Below are 21223 nucleotides of genomic sequence, written 5' to 3' on the forward strand. Positions count from 1 at the left end.
ATTCAGTCCCTTGAGTCCTGGTATAGCCGTGCGTAGCGCCCGGCCATGGCTTCCAGCGAGCCGTTCTGCTCCACCCACTCGCGTGCGGCACGACCGCAGGCAGAGGCTTGCTGCGGTTCCTGCAACAAGGCGAGCATCGCATCGGCCAGCGCACGGGGATTGCCTGCAGGTACCAGTCGCCCGGTGCGGCCGTCATACACGATTTCACCGTTGCCGCCGACATCGGTCGCCACGATGGGCAGCGCCACCGCGCACGCCTCGAGCAAGGCCATCGAATAACCCTCGCTGCGCGAGGAGAGTACGAACAGGTCCAGTCCCTGCAGCAGTTCGTGTACGTCATTGCGGTCGCCGAGGAAATGCACGCTTTGCCGTACGCCTTCCTCCTGGGCGTATTGCTCGAGCCGTGCACGCAGTTCACCGTCGCCAATCAAGACCAGGGCGGTATCGGGGCGTAGTGCATGGATGCGGCGAAAGGCCTGGATCAGGCCAACCTGGTCCTTGGCCCAGTTGAGCCGCCCCACATTGCCGATCAGTTTGTTGTGCGGCGGTAGCTGCAGCGCCTGCAGCAGCCGCTCGCGCATGCCGGCCGAGGCCGGCGCAAACGTATCGACCGCGATGCCGTTGGGCACCACCATGGCCTTGAGCCTGGGCACGATGCCTCGCGCCACCGCATCGCGACGGGCGGCTTCGCATACCGTGACGACCGTGTCCGTGTGCGCGAGCGAACGCCGATAAAGCCACTCGCGGCGTCCCGTTCGCTGATTGATGCTCATGCCGTGCCGCGTGTTCACAACGCGGCGGACACCCAGCCCGCAACTCGCCAGCACGGCCTGGTAATGCGCCACCGCGTTGTGCGTATGCAGGACCTCGGTTTCGTGCCCGCGGATCGTGCGCCGCGCCTGTGCCAGTGCGCGCAAGTCCAGTCCTTGCCGCTTGTGACAGCCGGTGACCGGGATCCCCAAGGCGTCCAACTCATGCGCCTGCGATCCGGGTTCGAACAGGCATACGACCTGGCAGCGGTGGCCCTGCCGCTGTTGGATTTTCACCAGCTCCAACACCATGCGTTCCAGGCCGCCGCGATTGAGGTTCTCGACCACGTGAGTAATGTTCACGGCGGCAGCTCCGAAATGGTGAGCCGCGTCTTGCCGCTGCGCGTGGGCGGTATGTCGTCGACGAAGTGGTAATGCACTTCGATGTTGTCGCCGAGTACCTTATGGATCTCATGGCGGATCGTGGCCAGGGAATCGTCGTTGAACGCCTTGCCGCGTACCAGCGAGAGATCCAGGCGGTCGAGCTGGCGTTGCACGATCTGGTACTGGTTGACGCCGGGCACTTCCTTGAGCAGGTACGGGAAGAACATGCCGGGCAGGATGCGGCCGTCTGGCGTGCGGATCGCATCGAGCATGCGTCCCTCGACCTGGGTGATCAGGGGCAGGCCACGACCGCAGATGCATGGCTCAGCGGACGCCGTGATCAGGTCGCCGGTGGCGTAGCGGATGAAGGGCATGCCGTAGTTGTGGAGGTCGGTGATCACGGCCTCGCCGGTCTGCGCATGAAGATGAGGATGGCTCGGCGGCATGCGCTCGACCAGCAGATGATCGGCGTTGACATGCATGCCTTTGCGCTGCTCGCACTCGGCGGCGATGAGCATGAATTCGCGACAGCCGTAGGTATTGAAGGCGGGGCAGCCGAAGGCAGCCTCGATGATCTGGCGCTGGAACTCGTGCATCGCCTCACCACAGACGATGAATGCCTTTGGCCGGTGCACCTGCCTTCCGTTAGCGAGCATCCATTGCGCTAGCCGCAGCAGCGGACTGAAATAGCCAAGCAGGATCTCCGGGCGATAGCTGTCGATGAGGTCGGCGTAGTCGCCCATATTCGCTTCCGTCATCTGGAAGCTGCTGACGACGCGCCGCCCAAAAGCCGCGTGATAAAGGCGATCCTTCCAGCGCCGCTTCAGGCTGGGCGAGCCCAGCCCCGCGCCCCACAGCATCAGGCTACGCCGACCGGGGAACGCGTTGGCCCAGCCATAGCCGCGCCACATGACCGATTGGCGGCGCTCATTGCTCTCGCGCGTAAAGCCGAACTGCAAGGGTTCGCCGGTCGAGCCGCTGGTGCTTTTGTACAGCATGCGGTCGAGCCAAGAGCGGGATTTCAATTCGTCGGCATGGTCCCGAATGGTGGCCTTGGTCAGCAGGGGCAGGCGCGCATAGTCCTCAAGGCTGCGGATATCGTCGGGCGTAATGCCGAGTTCGCGCCATTGACGCTGATAGAACGGCACGTCGCGGTAGCAATGTTCAAGCAACCGCTTGAGTCGCGTCCATTGCAGTTCGGCGATCTGTTGCGCTGAGAACCACTGGACACGCTCGTACTCGGCCAGCCAGGACAGCGTGCGGCGGCGCATCACTCCCGTCTCGTAGGCCGGGTACAGTACCCGCCGAAAGGTCGTTTCATACCAACCACCCATCACGGAGCCCCCCTGGTTGTGCTGGATGAACCATCCCCAGCCGACTGCTTGGCGATAACGCGGGCGATGTTCACGGCGGCAGCTCCGAAATCGTCACGCGTGTCTTGCCGCTGCGGGTCAAGGGGATATCGTCGACGAAATGGCAGTCGAGCTCGATGCTGTCGCCCAGGACTTTCTTGACCTCCCGGCGGATCGTGATCAGCGAGTCTTCGTTGAAATCCTCGTCGCGCACGATCGACAGGTCGAGTCGTTCGAGCTGGCGTTGCACCAGTTGGAAGCGCGCGACACCGGGAACGTCCTTGAGCATATGCGGGAAGAATTCACCGGGAAGATAGCGGCCGTCCGCCGTGCGAATGGCATCCAGGACGCGACCGTCGATGCGCCGCAGCAGCGGCAAGCCACGCCCGCAGGCACAGCGTTCGGCGGAAGCGGTCGCCATGTCGCCATTGACGTAGCGGATGAATGGCATGCCGTAGTTGAACAGGTCGGTGATGGCTACCTCGCCGCGGCCCAAGCTGGACGGCACGCCGTTCGCATCGAGCAGTTCCAGCAGCAGATGGTCGGCATTGACGTGCAGGCCGCTGTGCTGATCGCACTCCGCGGCGATCAGCATGAATTCGCGACAGCCGTAGGTATTGAACACCGGGCAGCCAAACGCCTGCTCGATGGTCTTGCGCTGAAACTCGTGCAGCGCCTCGGCACCGCCGATCACCGCCTGCGCACGGTGCGGCGTACGTCCCGTGGCAAGCAACCATTGCGCCATGCGCATCAGCGGACCGACATAGCCCACAATGATGTCGGGGCGATAGCGGTCGATGGCGTCGGCGTAGGAGGCCATGTTCGCCTCCGTCATCTGAAAACTATTGAGCATGCGTCGCGCGAATGCCGCGTTGTACAGGCGATCCTTGAGCTGATGGGCGCGACTGGGTGAACCGACCGTGCCGCCCCACAGGAACAGCGTGCGTTTGCCCATGCGCGAGCCCGCCCAGGCGTAGCCGCGCCACATCACCGCCACGCGGCGTTCGTTGCTTTCGCGCGTATAGCCGAAGCGTAGCGGTTCGCCGGTGGAGCCACCGGTTGCCTTGTAGAGCAGACGCCCGCGCCAGCTTTCCGCCACCAGTTCATCGGCGTGTTCGCGGATGTCCGCCTTGGTCAGTGGCGGCAGCCGGGCGACATCATCGAGGTTGCGGATATCGCCCGGATGGATATCGAGTGCGCGCCAGCGCGTACGGTAATAAGGCACTTCCCGATAGCAGTGATCCAGCAGGCGCTTGAGCCGTTCGAACTGCAGCGCGGCCATCCGCTCCGGTGCCAGCCATTGGTCGCGCTCGTAGGCGGTGAGCCAGGCCAGCGTACCGCGGCGGCGCAGCCCGCTTTCATAAGCCGGGTACAACACGTGGCGGAAGGCTCGCTCGTACCAGCCACTCATCGCGCAGTCCCCAGAAGTTCATGAGCGATCCGCTCGCCCGTGCGTGCGCGACGCCGTTGGTTTGCGCCCAAGGCATTCATCCCGACGTCCTCAGCAGGATGGCGACCAGTACGAACAGGCCCACGATGCTGCCCATGGCTGCCGGCACCCAGCGCCACCAGTCCTTGCCCAGGGTGAAGCCGCGCAGGCCGGGAAGGCGTTGGCGAGCCCCCACGTAGTGGCCGGTGACCATGGCGATGATCAGGTACATCACGATCGTATAGCTGCGGCTGAGAAAGAAGGCGGCGGTGAACAAGCCGCACAGCGTGAGCAGCAGGGTGAGCGCGACGGAACGCTCACGCTGGAGCTGGGCGGGCTGTGTCTGATCGTCGGTATCGGCAGGCGTGTAGCGCAGCAGCGACAGCATCATCCAGAAGCTGTAGCAAACAAAGGCCAGCCACAAGGCGTAGCCGACGAAGCCGGTCTCGGCCAGTACCAGTACGAACGAATTGTGCGCGGTGAGATCGTTGTATTCGGTGAAATTGCCCGCGCCGACGCCGAAGATGGGGTGCGAGGTGAACAAGTGCATGCCGGTGTACCAGGCGTCCACGCGGCCGCTGGCAGACTCCTCGCCGGCATCGAGTTCCTGCATGCGCGAGGACAGCAGCTTCATGCCGGCCAGGCCGGCGGCGGCGAGCAGGCTTGCCAGCACCGCACCACGGCGGCGCCAGATATAGACGCCGGCCACCATCAGCACGGCAAGCAGCGCACCGCGCGAATTGGTCAGGTACACGCCGTACAGCAGCAAGGCGCTGCAACCCAGCCAGAACAGGCGCCCGATAAAACCGCCATGGCGGCTGAGCAGGACCGACATCGGCAGCGCCGTGACGAACAGCAGGCCAAGATCGTTGGGATCGTTGAAAATGCCCACGTACTGGATGCGACCATCCTCGCCGATCGGCACGCCGGTCCAGCCCATGCCGGTCCTCGCCTGCTCGATACCATGCAAGGCCAGCACGGCTGCACACAGCACGATGACCGCCATGGAAACCAACAGATGGCGGGGCTGGGTACAGGCCGCGGCGAAGACGAAGAAGGCAATCACGACGGGACCGAATTTCTGCAGCTGGTCCAGGGCGCCGCCGAACCAGCCGTTGACCGCCGTTGAAACCATTAACACGACCAGGAAGATGGGCAGTATCACGAACTGTGGCGCGGCAAAGGTCTTGGCGCTGGACGCAAGCCAGCTGGCGAAAGCCAGCACCAATACCACCGATAACACCGGTACGCCGACCAGCGCCGGCATATAGTCCTGTGGCCTGACGATGGTCAGGACCACGTAGAGCAGGATCAGTGGGAACATGCCGGCACCTCACCTCTCCCGCTCGGATAGTCGGGTGTGGGATAGCTCATCAGGTGGGGCATGGTGAGCATGGCGGCGAACCAACCCTTGCCCATATTGCGTTCGATGGCCAGGCGATTGAGCGCGTAGCGATTGGACAGGGGTTGCGGATTGGTTCCGCTTGTATAGCTGCAGGCTAACTGGAAGCCGGCGTCGCGGGTGATAGCGATCACGCGGTCGTCATACGCCCGCGTGCTGCCCACGGGATAGGACATCAGCAGCGGTACGCTGCCAAGTTCGCGCTCCAGCGCGGCCTTTGAGTCGCGTACTTCACTCTCCAATTCTGCCAGCGGGAGTTTGGACAACATCCAGTGATGGACGCCATGCGAGCCAATCTCGAAACCGGCCGCGTGCATTTCGCGAAGCTGCTCCCAGGACATGGGGCGGCAGTCAGGGGGAGCCGTGTCGGAGGGCATCTGCCACTCTTGCTCAAGACGCTGGATCATCGTCGTCTGTTCGAGCGCGCCAAGTTCCTTCATCCGGCATAGCACGTCGGTGGCGACGAGGCGGCGCGCGTGGCGATCGGACGACAGCGCCACATCCACGCCCAGCTCCGGCAGCACCATCTGTCGTGCATCGCTCACCAGGATCATGTGCACCAGCCAGTCGTAGGCGTAGGGCCGGCCGCTGTCGATATGCCCGGTGGAGACGAAAAACGTGGCCGGCACGCCGAGCTCGCGAAGAATGGGAAACGCGTTGCGGTAGTTGTCGTCGTAGCCATCGTCGAAAGTCACGACGACCGCATCGGCCGGCAGTGATTTGCCGTCGTTCAGGGCGGCGGCGACATCACTCAGGCGGATGGGGTTATAGCGCTGCTTCAGCAACAGCATTTGCTCGCGGAAACGTTCCGGCGGCGTACTGATCAGTTCCAGGTCGAACTCGTAGGTCGAGGGATCGGGCAAGGGCATGATGCGGTGGTAGGCGAGGATGCGCAGGTCCTTTTGCACCCACGAGCGCACGCGTTGCAGCGAATGCAACAGCCCGCTGCGGTAGCAGAGCTCGCCCACTTGCCCGCGCAAACCAACAGTCATGCCGCGGTCTTGCGACTGCATCACCATGGAAGCGATCCCCGATTGCGGGCGAAGGCCACCAGCGCCTGCGCGGAAAAGAGATTCAGATAGAAGAAGGTCACCGCCAGCCGCACCGGCAACCAGCGTGTCAAGGTCGGCTGCCACCGACCCGCCGCCACCAGGCAGGCGCCAGCCAGCAGCAAGGCCAGCGTGACGGCGCAAGCGGCGTGCCGCCGTACCAGCAAGGTGGACATCAAGGCGACCGTCAGCAGCAGCCAGGGTGTCGCCAGGCGCAATAGCTTATGGCTGACAAAACGTAGCCAAACCGGGTTTTCCTGCGGCGAAAGCAACCATGGCGCGAGGCGGATGAGCTGGCAATGGCCAACGAAATTGTGGATGCGGCGCTCACGATCTTCCTCAGGGTGCTGCACCGTGCGGTCCCAAGCCAGCGCCCGAGGTTCGAAAACCACTCGCCGGCCCCGCGCAATCACGCGCATGGGTATCAGCAGGTCATCCAGCATCGTCGCCGGCGGCAACGGTTCGTAGAGGTCGCGCCGGATGGCGTAAAGCGCATTGCTGACGCCGATGGTCGATCCCGACTGGCTTTCAGCCAGCCGTATCATTTTCTCGTAGCGCCAGTAGGCGTCGATGCCCTCGGCGAAGGCGGTTTCGTTGTTGGCCGGCAGCAATTCGCCACCAACGACCCCCACCTTGGGGTCGGCGAGGTTGGCGACAAGTTCGCGCAAGGCGATGGGCGCCAGCTTTTGTCGTACCTCGGTGAGCATCAGCACATCGCCGCGCGCACGCACGACGGCGCTGTTGAGACAGACGGCCTTGCCGCGCCGTGGCACAAAGTCGATCACGCGCACGCGCGGATCGCCATACTGGCGCGCCAAGGCGGCGGTGCCATCACGGCAACCGTCGCATACCACGATGATCTCCAGCAGATCTTGCGGATAGTTGAGCGTGTACAGGTTGGCGAGCTTGGACTGGATGTACGGCGCGCCGTTTTGAACCACCATGATCACGCTGACCGATGGCGTCACCGGCTGTTTGTCCACCCGCCGCGGGCTCAGGCGAGCGAGCAGGCGAATCCCTATCGGATAGCCTACGAAGACGTAGGCCAGCAACCAGCCAGAGGCGAGAAACGCGGCGTAAGCCAGCGAGCTCATATCGGTCTCCCCCGAACCGATGTGTACATATCAGCGTCGTCCAAACAAGTTGCGCAGACGCTGCCCCAGTGGTGCCGACTTTTCCGGATGCGCTGGTGCGTCGCCCAGCTCCGCCGCCAGCGTACCCAAGCTGCCGTTCGCAATATCCAGCAGATTCAGGCGCACGCCGGTCTCGCGTTGCACCCGCGCGGCCATTTCAACCGCCAGCAGCGAATGCCCGCCGATGTCGAAGAAGTTGTCGCTGGTGTGTATCTGGGTGAGATGCAGCAGCTCGCACCACAGGGCGGCGAGCCTCTGTTCGTCGGGCGTCTTCGGCTGGATGGCGAGCGTGGCGAGATCGTCGGAATGATGGTCCGGCAGCGGCAGTGCGGAAGTATCCACGTCACCGCGGGCCGTTAGCGGCAGCGCGTCGAGAATGTGCAGATGGCGCGGCATGGCGTAGCCAGGCAGCGTGTTGCCCAGCGCGATGCGCAGTCGGTCGCGATCGAGCGTGACGTTCGCGGCGGCGACCACGTAGGCGTCGATCTGGGGGCGGCCAGAAGCATCAGACCGCGTCACGGCGATGGCCTGCGCCACACCGGCAAAGGCCAGCAGACGCGCTTCGATCGCAGTCGGCTCCACATCCCATCCGTCGACGAGCAGGCGGCGATCGAGACGACCCATCGCCTGCAGATGTCCGTCGGCCAGCCAGCGCCCGCGGAAGCCTGTCCGCACGAGCGGCGATGGCGCCTGCGGCGTGGATATGAAGCCCGTGTTCGCGGCCTTGCTGCGACATCCGAACGGCTGGCTGAGTACGTCGCCGCCCAACACGATGTCGCCGATGGCGCCAACCGGGCAAGGACGCTGTTGGTGGTCTAGGACCCACACCTGGGCACCGGCCAGCGGACGTCCGCTGTGGACGCTGTCGCTCGCGCACTTGACGGCACCAGCGCTCGCCACCAGTGCGCCGTCGTCGGTACCAAACAGGGTCCAAAGCCCGGCACACCGCGCGACCAGCGTCGTGACGAGTTCTGGACTGGGCACGTCGCCAAAGCACACGGCCTTGAGCTGCGGGTTACCCGGCCAGCCCGTGGCGAGCAGCGACTGCCAGGTGATGGAGGTGGCGAACATCACATCGGCACTGCTGTCCTGCACCAGCTCGCCGAGAGCCGCGCCATCGATCGCGTCGTGCGGACTGCCAAGGACGAAGGTCGCGCCATGGCATAGCGGCAGCAGGCGCTCGATGATCGATAGGCCGGTGACCGAAGGAGCCGTGCCCAGCACGCGATCGCCAGCCATCATGCCCAACGCGTCCTTGAGTCCATTCAAGAGTCGGGCGAGCGCACCGTGGGTGATCGCCGTGCCCTGCGGCTGGCCGGTCGAACCTCGCCCATAGATGGCGAATGCCACGGCGTCCGGGGATAGGCCGGCCGCTTCGTTGCGTTCGCTGGACGCGGTGATGATTTCGCTGGTATCCGCATCGAGCCACAGCGCCTTCATGCGCGGCCAGCCCAGGGTTGCTTCCAGGGCAGCCTCACCCACCAGCAGATCGACCTCGGCGTCGATGATGATGTCGTGCAAGCGGGCGACCGGCTCCGTCGGGTCGAGCAACACGCAGCTACCGCCCGCCTTGAGGATGCCAAGCATGCTCGCCACGCGGTTGAGGCCCGGTTCCACGCAAAGTCCCACGGTAATACCAGCGCCGATACCGCGTTGACGAAGGCAGGCGGCGATGCGATTGGCGCGTTGTTCGAGCTCCGCATAGGGCGTACCCCAGCTACCGGCGTGCACGGCAGTCTGGTCCGGCGTGCGGTCTACTTGGGCCTCAAACAGTGCGACCACGTTGTCTGCCGCGGACGGCGATGCCGGTGCGGTGTTCCACTGCTGCAGCTGCTCCAGCTCGGCGGCGCTGATGGCGTTGAGTGAGTCGATCGACTGCACCGGGTCCTCGCTGACCCGGGCCATCAGCGCGAGATAGCGGTCTCGCAGGAGGCGCGCGGTATCGCCTTGCAGGATGTCGGCGTTGTAGGTGACGCCGCCGAGCATGCCTTGGTTGTTTTCCAGGAACCACAGGCCCAGGTCTTCGGTGGCACCGCTCTGGAACAGCAGGATCTGCTCGTGGCTGAGGCCGCCCCAGTCCACGATGCGCTGGCGCGCGTCCTGGAACGAGAACAGCGCCTGGTACATCACGGCGCCATTGCCATGACCGCTGCGCAATTCGCGCTGCAGATATTCCAGTGGCACATCGGGATAGCCGAAGCTTTCGATGGCCGTGCTACGCACCTTCCGCACGAAGTCGAGGAACGACAGCGACGGATCCACGGTGACGTGGAGCGGCAACAGGTTGTTGAAGTAACCCATGACCGACTCGACTTCCGTCTGGTTGCGGCCGCGCACCGGCGTGCCGATCACCAAATGCTGTTCACCCGTCATGCCGCTGAGCAAGACGTAGTACAGCGCCAGCAAGGTCATGTTGAGCGTGGCGTCGGCCTGGCGGGCGACGCCGTGCATGGCGTCGGTTGCCTCTCGTGGCACGCGTATCCATTCGGTACGGCCGACGCCGGACATGCCTGGGCGCCGGGCGTGGTCGGTGGGCAGCGCGCGGGTTTCCTCCACCCTGGTCAGGCGCTCGCGCCAGTAGGCGAGCTGCGACTGGAAGGGTTCGCTGTCCAGCCATTGTGCATGCCAGGCGGCGAAGTCGCCGTAGCTAACCGGCAGCGGCGCCAACGGCGAGGGGGAACCTTCCGCGAACGCTCGGTACAGCTGGGAAAGTTCTGCATACAGGATGTCGAACGACCAGCCGTCCCAGATGATGTGGTGCGGCATGAAGAAGAACACATGGTCGTCTTCGCCCAGCCGGAACATGCGCGCACTGAACAAGGGCGCGCGAGTGAGTTCGAAGGGAGTGTCGGTGAGCGTCTGCAGGCGCTGCATCAGCACGCGATCGCGCTCGTCGTCCGGCAGCGCGGAGAGATCCTCGGCGGGGAATAGGCGGGTATCGACGTGTGCTTCGACGATCTGCTCGAGGTCGGGGCCGCTGTGGCGAAAGGCCGTGCGCATGATCGGCTGGCGCTGCGTAAGCTCCTGCAGGGCCCGTTCAAACGCGGCCTCATCGAGACGCCCACGCAAGCGGTGTGCCGAAGGCGCGTTATAGGTGACGCGTCCAGGTTGCAGCTCTTCCAGTGCCCACAGGCGTTTTTGCATCAGGGACAGCGGTGCGCGGTCCTGTTCGGGGCGGCGTAGGATGGGCGCAACCGTCGTGGTAGCGCCGCTGGCGAGCTGGCTGTCGATGGCAGCGGCCACGCTCTCGATGGTAGGCGCGTCAAACAAGGTACGGAACGACAGCGCTATGCCGAAGTCGCGATTGAGCCGCGCGGTAAGCTGCGCGGCCAGCAGCGAATGACCGCCGAGTGCGAAGAAGTTGTCGCGCACGTCAAGTTCCGGCAACGCCAGTACGGTTTCCATGGCTATGGCGACGCGCTGCTCGGTGTCGTTGCGCGGGGCGACTCGCTCAGTACCCGCGGCGACCGATTGAACGGGCGGCGCGGGCAAGGCCTTGCGGTCGATCTTGCCGTTCGGCAGCAGCGGTACCGACTCCAGCTGCATGAGGTGCTGCGGCAGCATGTATTCGGGTAGGCGCCGCTTCATCGCGGCGCGCAAGTTGTCCTCGTCCAGCGTGGCACCATCCTGGGCGGCATCTCGGCGCGGCACTACGTAGGCCACCAGGCGCACATCACCCGGGCGGTCTTCGCGTGCCATCACGACGGCACGCGCGACATCGGGAACGTCGGCAAGCACGGCTTCAATTTCACCCAGTTCGATGCGGTAACCGCGCACCTTGACCTGGAAATCCAGTCGGCCCAGGTGTTCGAGCTGACCATGGGCCAGCCAGCGGCCGCGATCGCCGGTGCGGTACATGCGTGCTTCTGGCGCGCCTGCGAAGGGATCGGCAAGGAAGCGTTCCGCCGTGAGCTCCGGTCGGTTCAGATAGCCCAGTGCAACACCCGCGCCGCCGATATAGATCTCGCCCGGTACGCCCAGCGGGCAGGCCGCACCCAGCTCGTCGAGAATATGCACGCTGGTGTTGGCGATCGGCCGCCCGATATAGATCCCGTCACGTGGTTGGTCGACACGCCAATAGGTGGAATACACCGTAGTCTCGGTGGGGCCGTAGCCGTTCCACACTTCACCGCAGCGCGTCAGCAAGGCCTCGGCCAGATCGAGCGGTAATGGTTCGCCACCGGATACGGCGCGAAAATCCGCTCGACCATTCCAGCCCGATTCCACCAGGATGCGCCAACCCGCGGGCGTGGCCTGCATCATGGTCGCGTCGCTGCGTTCGACCAGGGTGCGCAAGGCGGCACCATCGCGTACATCGTCGTGGTCGGCCACGATGATTTCGGCGCCGACGCTCAGCGGCAGCATCAACTCCATAAACGCGATGTCGAACGACAGCGTGGTGACGGCGACGAGATGATCGTTCTCGCCGATGCCCGGCACACGCTGCATGCTGGTGAGGAAATTGGATGTGGTGCGATGGGGCACGCGCACGCCCTTGGGGCGGCCGGTCGAGCCGGAGGTGAAGATCAGGTAGGCGACGGAATCGGGCGTGGCGGCTTGATCATCGGGCTCAGGTCGCAGCGGACTCGCACTCTCGATCTCGGCGGCATCGGCCGTTAGCGACAGCACGCGCGAGGTGGGGAAATCGAAGGCGGCGGGTGCCGTGTTGTTCACCACCAGGGCGGCGAGCGCGGCATCGTCGGCCATAAAAGCCAGCCGGTCGGCGGGGAAACACGGGTCCAACGGCACATAGCCCGCACCCGACTTGAGTACGGCCAGCACGGCGGCGACCATGTCGGTGCCGCGCGTGAGGGAGAGCCCGACCAACGAACCGCGGCCCACGCCGCGTTTACGCAACGCATGCGCGATGCGGTTGGCGCGGGCTTCCAGTTCCGCATAGCTCAGCCGGGTGGTGCCATGCCTGACTGCCGAGCGTCCCGGTGCGCGATCCACCTGCGCCTCGAAATACTGATGCGCGAGCTGCGCCTCGGGGTAGGCTGTCGGTGCCGGCTGCAGCGCCACCAAGTCGAGCTGCGCGTGGGCGGAGATCAGCCCCAGGGAGCCTGCGGCAGCATCAGGTCCGGCGACTGCATGGCGTAACAGGCTTTCGTACGCATCGAGCCAGCCGTGAATGGTTTCGCCACGGAACAGGTCGCTGTTGTACTGGCATTCCAGTCGCACGCCGCCCGCCACCTGCACCGCATTGACGAACAGCTCGAAGTTCTCGAACGCGCGCGGGTTGCCGGAGAAGTCGAACTCGAGACCAGGAAACGACAGCGTCCGTTCGTCCAGCGCCTGATCCAGGTTGAACAGTACGCTGACCAGGGGCAGCCGACTGGGATCACGCGGGAGCGCTAGACGCGCAAGCAGGCTGCCGAGCGTGTATTGCTGGTGCTCGAAGGCATCCAGCAAATCACCGCGCACTTGACGCAGACCACTCGAAAACGGCGCCGCGCGATCCATCGCCACGCGCAGTGGCAGTACGTTGACGCAGTGGCCGACCAGGGCGTCGTGGCCACCCACCGCCTGTCCGGCCGATGGAATGCCGATCACCACGTCGTCCTGGCCGCTCAGCCGCTGCAGCAACAGGCCGAACCCCGCCAGCAGGGTGGCGTAGAGGCTGGCGCCGCGCTGCGCGCCCATGCGCTTGATGTCGGCGACCAGGGAAGCATCCAGCGTATAGTCCTCGCGCTTGGAAGCAAACGTGCGTCGACGTGGACGAGGGCGGTCGGTGGGCAGATCGAGTGACGAACTCGCAGCGCTGAATTGCTTCAGCCAATAGTGTTCGGCGGCCTGGCCTTCGTCGGTATTGGCGCGGCTCGCCTCGGCCAGCGCGAAATCGGTGAAGCCATCGACCGGACCTGCGCCGTCGCCTTGGCCGGTCTGTTGCGCATACAGCGCGGCGAGATCGCGCACGATCACGCCGAACGACCAGCCATCGCAGATGATGTGATGCGCCGTGAACACCAGCAGGTGCTCCTGCGGGCCGAGTCGCAGTAGCTCCGCCCGCACCAGGGGGCCGTTCTCAAGATCGAACGGGGTGGTGACGACGTTGTGCAAGGTGTTGGCAACGTCCGCCTCGCGCTCGGCGGCGGCAAGTCCGGACAGGTCGCGCAAAGGGCATGCGATGGCGAGCTGCGCGGCGATATAGAGCTCTTCGCCCTCGGCGCTCAGGGTGGCCCGCAGCGCCTCGTGGCGATCGACCAGGTGCTGCAGGGCAACCTGCAAGGCCGGCACGTCGAGCGTACCGCGAAGGCGCAGCGAGATGGACTCGTTGTAGGCCAGCGAGGCCTCGGCTTCGAGCTTGCTGGCCAGCCAGATTTCGCGCTGGCTTTCCAGCGTGGGTGTCACGCGCGCAAGCGCGGCGCCGGCAAACGGATCGTAGTCGACGGCGACCGGGGCGGCTGTCGTGTCGTTCGGACTCATGCGTTGACCCTCATGAACTTGCCTGGCGCGTCCGGATTGGGCACGAACCAGGCAGGGTTGCCGTCCGGGTCCTTGCCCAGGCGCGCGCCGCTGACCGGCGGCCGGCTGGCGTCGAAGGCCAACGCCTCGACGTTCTTGCGGCGCGGCAGGAACTCGGCTTCCTGCATCTCCAGCACGGATTCCTTGAAGGCCTTGGCGATGGCCACGAAGTCCTGTTCCGTATGCGCGGTGGTGAAGAAGCAGGGGAAGTTATCCAGCACGTGTACGCCGCGGCTGCGCATCATGGCGAACAGCAGATCCTGCAGCGGGTGGTCTTCGGTAAAGCCGGTCTTCCACACCGAGGCGAAATGCACCAGCTTGATCGGCGCACCCACGCCGGCGCAGAACGCGTTGAGCTCATCCATCAGCAAGCCCGTGCGGGCATTGAGCCGCTCCTGCAGCGCGGGCCCGGCGGTCTTGAGGTGATCGAGCACGGCATGCGCGGCAGCCAGGGCGAGCGGGTGGCGCACGAAGGTGCCGGCAAAATAGGTCACGCCCACGGTGGGAATCGAGGCGTCGCCGTACTGCCAGCCGCCACCGTCCAACGCATCCATGTAGCGACGCTTGCCGGCGATCACGCCGATCGGGAAGCCGCCGCCAACGACCTTGCCGTAGGAGGCCAGGTCCGCATCGATGCCGAGCACGGCCTGGGCGCCGCGCGGGTGTGCGCGAAAGCCGGTGACCACTTCATCGAAGATCAGCAAGGCGCCGGCATCGGCGGTGATGGCGCGCAGCTCCTTGAGGAAATCGCGCGGCTGGAAATCGGGACGGCGGCTCTGTACCGGCTCGACAAGCACGGCGGCGATAGTGGAAGCACGCTCGCGAATGATGGCCAGCGACTCGGGCGTGCCGTAGTCCAGCACCAGCACGTTCTCCGAGGTATTGCGCAGGATGCCCGGCGCGGCCGGCACCGAGCGCAGCTTCTTGGTGCCGCGCACGATCACTTCATCGAAGATGCCGTGGTAGGAGCCGGTAAAGATCACCAGCGTGTCGCGTCCGGTCACCGTACGCGCAATGCGCACCGTACCCATCACGGCTTCGGAGCCGGTGTTGCACAGCGCGGCGCGATCGAATCCGGTGATCTCGCAGATTTGCTCGGCGACTTCGCCGGCGAGCGGATGTTGCGGCCCTATCTCGTAACCGGCATCGAGCTGCCGGCGCACGGCATCGATCACGAACTCCGGCTGCCAGCCGAACAGATTCATGCCGAAGCCGTTGAGTGCATCGACGTACTCGTTGCCGTCGAGATCCCATACCTTGGATCCCTTGGAGCGGTTGACCACGATCTGGTAGATCATTTCCTTCAATAGCGGTCGGAAGCCGTTGACGACGCGCGGATCGGCGAGATGGTCGCGATGGCGCTGGGTGTATTCCTTGGACGCGCGGGTGCGGTCGATATAGCGGCGCATGAAGGCGTCGAGCCGGGCGCGCTGGCGCTCGGTCAGTTCCGTATGGGTGGAATGAATGCGCGCGATCGCGCCAAAGGCTTTCTTGACGTCGTAGGTGGTATGCGCGAGCGCAGCGTCTTCGTCCTGGACGGGTGCCACGGCCGGCCTGGTCTGCGCCGCTGGCGTGCCGGACGGTGCAACCGCCACCACGGTTTGCGCCGGCAGGGACGCGGGCAGGGGCGCGGCGACGGCTGCCGCCGCCATGGGTGCGCCAGAGGCGGCGGCAGCGAGCAGCGCGAGTTGCTGCTGCATGATCAGCATCTGCTGCTGTATCACGTCCTGCATCACGTTGCCGCTTGCCACTGCCTGGATGCCCATGGCGGCCGGTGTGGCGATGACGGTGGCGGCAGCTGCCGCAGGCAAGGGCACGGCCGGTGCGCTGGTATCCGGCGGCAACAATTGATCGATATGCATGGCGAGACGCTCGAAGGTGGAAAACGACTCCATCAATTCGCGGAACGTGATCTTGAGCGCGAAGGTTTTCTGCAATTGCAGAGCAACCTGGGTGAGAGCCAGCGAATCCAGACCGAGCTCGACAAAGCCTGAGGTCGGGTCGGCACCCTGCAGCTCGGTGCCCGACACGTCCTCGAACAACTCGGTGAGCTGGCCGATCAGGCGGGTGTGGCGTGCAGAGCCGGCCATCGCGCCGGTGAGGTTGACATCCATGGAACTCTCCGCGGCAGGTGCAAGTGGCGTGGTGAACAGTGGAATGACGTTCGCTACGGCAGGTTCGACGGCCACAGGTGTCGTCATGGCGGTCGCTGCGGCGGTCCCCACATCAACCCAATGGCGTTTGCGCTCAAACGGATAAGTCGGCAGGCGCACGCGCAGGCGGCGCTGTCGACGGTCGAGCTTTGCTACGTCGACGACGGCACCAGCGCACCACAGCTGGCCTATGGCATCGAGCCACGCGCTGCGCTCGTTGTCGGGCGCGTCGGCGAGCGAGGGCACGACCATATGCGCGCGGCTCTGCGGATGTTGCCGCGCGAGCGTGGTCAGCGCCGTGCGTGGCCCAATTTCGAGCAGCACCTGCTGCGGCTGTGCCAGCTGGGTCAGCAGGGCCGACGAGAAGCGCACCGTGCCGCGAAGATGCCGCGTCCAGTACTCGAACGACCTCGCGTCATCGTCGCCGAGTGCGTCGCCGGTCAGCGTGGAGACGATAGGGATGCGCGGTGCCGACAGCGACACTTTGGCCACTTCCTGCCGAAACGGTTCCAGCGCCTGTTCCATCATCGCCGAGTGGAAGGCGTGCGAGGTCTGCAGCAGGCGGCAGGCAATGCTGTCGGCTTCCAGCGCGGCGCGGAAGCGCTCGATGTCGTCGGAGTTGCCGCTGACCACGCAGGCGTTCGGCGCGTTTTCGGCGGCCATCTGCAAGGCGGCCGGCAGTCGCTGAACCAACTGTGCGGCATCCATGCGCACGGAAAGCATCGATCCAGGCGGCAGTGCCTGCATCAGTCGGCCGCGGCGCGCCACCAGGCGTGCGCCGTCGGCGAGGCTCATCACGTCGGCCAGCACCGCAGCCACGAATTCGCCGACGCTGTGGCCGATCATGGCGACCGGACGAACCTCCATGCTCATCCAGAGTTTCGCCAGCGCGTATTCGATGGCGAACGTCGCCGGCTGGGTCAGCGAGGTTTCGCGGAGCGCATCCGCATCATCGGCGAACAGCCGTTCGCGCAGATCAAACGGAAGCTCGTCACACAGCGCCTGCGCACATTCGTCGATGGCGACACGAAACGCCGGCTCGGTCTCGTACAGCGCGCGGCCCATGCCGGCGTATTGCGAGCCCTGGCCGGGGAACATGAAGATCACGCCAGGAGGCTGGCTGGATGCCGCGCGCGGGGAGGCGGAGGCCGCCTGTTGCAGCCGGGCGACGACGTCCTCGGCGGGGTTGGCGACGACGTGCAGGCGCTGCTGGAAAGCCTTGCGTCCGTGCAGCAAGGTGTGGGCGACATCGGCGAGGTTGGCGCCCGGATGCGTCGCGAGGTGTTCGCCCAGGCGGGTGGCGGCATGCGCGACCGCGGCGCCGGAACGCGCCGAAAGCAGCAGCAATTGCGGGCCATCGGCCTCTTCCGAGGGGGGCACGGGCGGTGCTTCTTCCAGGATCACATGCGCATTGGTGCCGCCCACGCCGAACGAACTGACGCCGGCACGCAGCGGTGCGCCGCTGCTTGGCCAGTTGCGCAGCGTGTCGTTCACCACGAACGGCGAGCCGGCGAAGTCGACCTTGGGATTGGTAGCGCGAAAATGTAGCGAAGGCGGCAAGACGCGCTCGTGCAGTGACAGCGCGGTCTTGATGACGCCGGTCGCGCCCGCGGCCATGACCAAGTGCCCCACGTTGCTCTTTACCGAGCCGATCGCACAGAAGCCGCGTTCGTCGGTGCTTTGGCGGAAGGCTGCGGTAAGCCCTTCGATCTCGATCGGGTCGCCCAGGGGTGTCGCCGTGCCATGGGCTTCCACATACGAGATCGAGCGCGCGTCGACACCGGCATCGGCCAGCGCCATGGTGATCACCGCGGCCTGACCGGCACTGCTGGGCGCGGTGAAGCTGGCCTTGAGGCCGCCATCGTTGTTGATGGCGATACCGCGCACCAGCGCGATGATGTCGTCGCCGTCACGCTCGGCGTCGCTAAGGCGCTTCAGCAGAAGGACCGCGGAGCCGTCGCTGAACACTGTGCCCTTGGCGTCCGCGTCGAACGTGCGGGTGTGCCCATCCGGCGACAACATCGAGCCTTCCTGCGAGAGATAGCCACTGCGCGGCGGACAGGTGATGGACGAGCCGCCGGCCAGCGCCATGTCGCATTGCCCTGCGCGCAGCGCAGCCGTGGCCTGGCAGATTGCCACCAGCGAGGTCGAGCAGGCGGTGTTCATGCTGATCGCCGGGCCGGTCAAGTTGAGCTTGTGCGCGACGCGCGTGGCCAGGTAGTCCTTCTCGTTGCCGAGCATCACCTGGAACGCACCCAGCTTCTCGATCAGGTCGGGCCGGCTGCTCAGATGGCGCTGGAAGTAGGTGGCGTTGTGCATGCCGCCAAACATGCCGACTGGCACCTCGTGCGCGTCGGGCACGTAACCGCCGCGCTCCATGCATTCCCAGCACAGTTCCAGGAAGATGCGCTGCTGCGGATCGGTCAGCTCGGCCTCGCGCGGCGACATGCCGAAGAAGGGCGCGTCGAAGTCCTCGACACCGTCGATCACGCCGCGCGCAGCGACGTAGGCGGGATCATTGCGATCGGCGGCAGGTACGCCGGGATCGAGCTGGTCGGCGCTGAAATAGGTGATCGACTCGCGGCCGTCGCAGAGGTTTTGCCAGAACGTCTCCACGTCGCCCGCACCGGGGAAACGACCGGCCATGGCGATGATGGCGATCGGTTCGCCACTGTCCGGATGACGGCCGCGAGCAATGCGCGAGGCGAGCGCAGAGCGGGTGTCGCGACCTTCGACCAGCGCAGCCAGGGCGGCGGGCGTGGGATCACCGAAGAAGGCGGCAACCGTGGGCCGATCCGAAAGTTCGGCGTGGATGCGCGCCAATGTACGTACGGCCAGCAGCGAATTGCCGCCGAGATCGAAGAAGTTGTCGTGGCGCCCGACCTGGTCCAGGCCAAGCAGGTCGGCAAAAAGCTGGCAAAGCTGTTGTTCCAGCGGACCGACAGCGGGCAGGTAGGCGTCGGCCAATTCGGGGCGGCTACCGTCGGGCGCTGGCAGCGCGCGGCGATCGAGCTTGCCATTCGGGGTTACGGGGAAGCGCTCCAGCCGCAGATAAATGGCCGGCACCATGAACTCGGGCAGGTTGCGCGCGAGTTGTTCGCGCAGGTGGCGCGCGGTAACGGCGGCGTCAGCGGCGACGTAGTACGCCACCAGGCGCTTCTGACCCGGCCGATCCTCGCGCGCCAGCACGGCGCCGGCACGCACACCTGGCGTGCGTTGCAAGGCGGCTTCGATCTCACCGAGCTCGATGCGGAAGCCGCGAATCTTGACCTGGTTGTCGGCACGGCCAAGGAATTCCACCACGCCTTGCGGCAACCAGCGCACCAGGTCGCCGGTGCGGTAGAGGCGATCACCGGGCGCACCAAACGGATCAGGCACGAAACGCTCCGCGGTCAGCTCCGGGCGTTCCAGATAGCCGCGCGCCAGTCCGATGCCGCCGATATACAACTCACCGGCGACGCCGACGGGAACGAGCTCGCCCTGCGCATTGAGCACGTGCAAGCTGGTATCGGCGATGGGGCTGCCGATGGGTACGGAGCGCGCCTGCGCATCGAACGCGCGGGGTATCGGGTAGGTGGCGGAAAACGTGGTGCATTCGGTGGGGCCGTAGCCGTTGATGATGGCCACGTCGGGCAGCGCGGCGTACGCCTTGAGTACATGCGGTACCGACAAGGCCTCGCCGCCAATCAGGAGTTGCCGCAGTCCACGCAGGCGGCTGGCATCGTCATCGACGATGGCGTTGAACAAGGCCGCGGTGAGCCACGCGATGTGCGCGTCATGCCGCTGGATGGTGCGGTTCAGGCCGCAGCCGGTAGGTATGCGCTCGGCGTGCACGATGCAGGTGCCGCCATTGAGCAGCGCACCCCATATTTCCAGCGTCGATGCATCGAAGCCGAGCGGGGCGGCATGCAGCAGCCGGGGCGCATCGCCGAATTGGACATAGCTCACGTCGCGCACCAGGCGGATGATCGAACGGTGCATGATTTGCGCACCCTTCGGGGTGCCGGTGGAGCCCGACGTGTACATCACATAGGCGAGCGATTCCCCATCCTGCGACGGCAGGGTAGTCGTCGATGTGCTTGCTTCAAGCTGCGCGGCCGTGACCGTTGCTGCGTCGATGCCGGGCAAGGCCGGCATGCCGGCCGGGGCGACGACCAGGGCCGCCTTCGCGTCGTTGATGGTGAACGCCAGGCGCTCCGCGGGATGACTTGCATCCAGCGGAAGGTACGCGGCGCCCGCTTTGAGGATGCCGAGAATGACGGCGATCGCTTCTGCCGAGCGATCCAGCAGGAGCGCGACGGTGGCCCCCGCCTTCACGCCGGCAGCGACCAGCCCGGCTGCCGCGCGATTCGCTCGCGCATCGAGATCGATGTAGGAGAGCGTAGCGTCGGCGGCCTCCACGGCGACCCGGTTTGGGTATTGCCTGGCCACGTCGGCGAACAGGCCAGGCACGGTATCTTCAGCGCGGCGCGGCCTGGCCGTTGCATTCCATTCGTGCACCAGACGATCGCGCTCGGCCGGGTCGATCACGTCGATGGATGCCAGGGGCACATCGTCCGCAGCAAGCAGCGCGGTCAGCGCACGCCTTACGCAGCCCGCAAACAGATCGATGGCGTTGCTGTCGAAGGGCGAACGGAACGCGACGTCCAAATGCGCCGAAGGGGTGCTCCGCAGGCGCCAGCGACTGAACGCGTTCGCTTCGGATTTCTCATCGATACCATCATCGTGAAGCACCTGCCAGGCAGCGGGAGCGGCGGGCAGGGAGGCGTCGGCCAGCGTATTGGCTACTTCTTCCATCCACGCATTTCGGCGCATATCGCGCGGAACCCTGATGCTTACCTGGTAAGCGCCATGGGCGGTGGATACGTTGCTGACGATGACGCCTGCACCGGTAAGACGCGACTCCGTCAACGCAAGCGCCGCGCACAACGCGACCACGGGACCGATCGGGGTCGGATAATCGTCACCCAAGGCATAAGTGCGGCGCAGCCAGTCGCTGGCTGCGCTGCCGTGCGGACAAGGAAGCACATCAAATAGCCGCATGGCGGCGATTCCGTCTTCCCCGGTGGCGTCCCTGTTGGTATCCATGGCATTCACTGTGTTGATG

The 21223-nt window shown here is 65.4% G+C and carries 8 protein-coding genes; all 8 read right to left on the reverse strand.

From position 1 onward, the window contains the following. Positions 1-2: 2 nt before the first annotated feature. Positions 3-1112, reverse strand: coding sequence for a glycosyltransferase (locus ACT01B_RS08320; RefSeq protein ID WP_445146888.1), 1110 nt, complete (start codon positions 1110-1112; stop codon positions 3-5). Next, positions 1109-2404 carry a phenylacetate--CoA ligase family protein gene (locus tag ACT01B_RS08325; RefSeq protein ID WP_445146889.1) on the reverse strand — a complete coding sequence of 432 codons (1296 nt, stop codon included), beginning with the start codon at positions 2402-2404 and terminating at the stop codon, positions 1109-1111. The genes ACT01B_RS08320 and ACT01B_RS08325 overlap by 4 nt, the downstream gene beginning before the upstream one ends. Before the next feature lie 133 nt (positions 2405-2537). After that, positions 2538-3896, reverse strand: coding sequence for a phenylacetate--CoA ligase family protein (locus tag ACT01B_RS08330; RefSeq protein WP_445146890.1), 1359 nt, complete (start codon positions 3894-3896; stop codon positions 2538-2540). A 76-nt stretch (positions 3897-3972) separates the two neighbouring features. Next, the gene (locus ACT01B_RS08335) at positions 3973-5238 is read right to left on the reverse strand and encodes an O-antigen ligase family protein (RefSeq protein ID WP_445146891.1); all 1266 of its coding nucleotides are present in this window, start codon (positions 5236-5238) and stop codon (positions 3973-3975) included. After that, positions 5226-6335 (reverse strand): polysaccharide deacetylase family protein, encoded by a 1110-nt coding sequence (locus tag ACT01B_RS08340; protein WP_445146892.1) that lies wholly within the window; start codon positions 6333-6335, stop codon positions 5226-5228. The genes ACT01B_RS08335 and ACT01B_RS08340 overlap by 13 nt, the downstream gene beginning before the upstream one ends. Beyond that, entirely contained in the window at positions 6329-7459 is a 1131-nt protein-coding gene (locus ACT01B_RS08345; protein ID WP_445146893.1) for a glycosyltransferase family 2 protein, read from the reverse strand. The genes ACT01B_RS08340 and ACT01B_RS08345 overlap by 7 nt, the downstream gene beginning before the upstream one ends. 30 nt (positions 7460-7489) lie before the next feature. Continuing rightward, positions 7490-13924 carry an amino acid adenylation domain-containing protein gene (locus tag ACT01B_RS08350; protein ID WP_445146894.1) on the reverse strand — a complete coding sequence of 2145 codons (6435 nt, stop codon included), beginning with the start codon at positions 13922-13924 and terminating at the stop codon, positions 7490-7492. Beyond that, entirely contained in the window at positions 13921-21204 is a 7284-nt protein-coding gene (locus tag ACT01B_RS08355) for a hybrid non-ribosomal peptide synthetase/type I polyketide synthase (protein WP_445146895.1), read from the reverse strand. Before ACT01B_RS08355 ends, ACT01B_RS08350 begins: the two co-directional genes overlap by 4 nt. Between the last annotated feature and the right edge of the window lie 19 nt (positions 21205-21223).

It is taken from the genome of Dyella sp. Tek66A03, assembly GCF_052567735.1.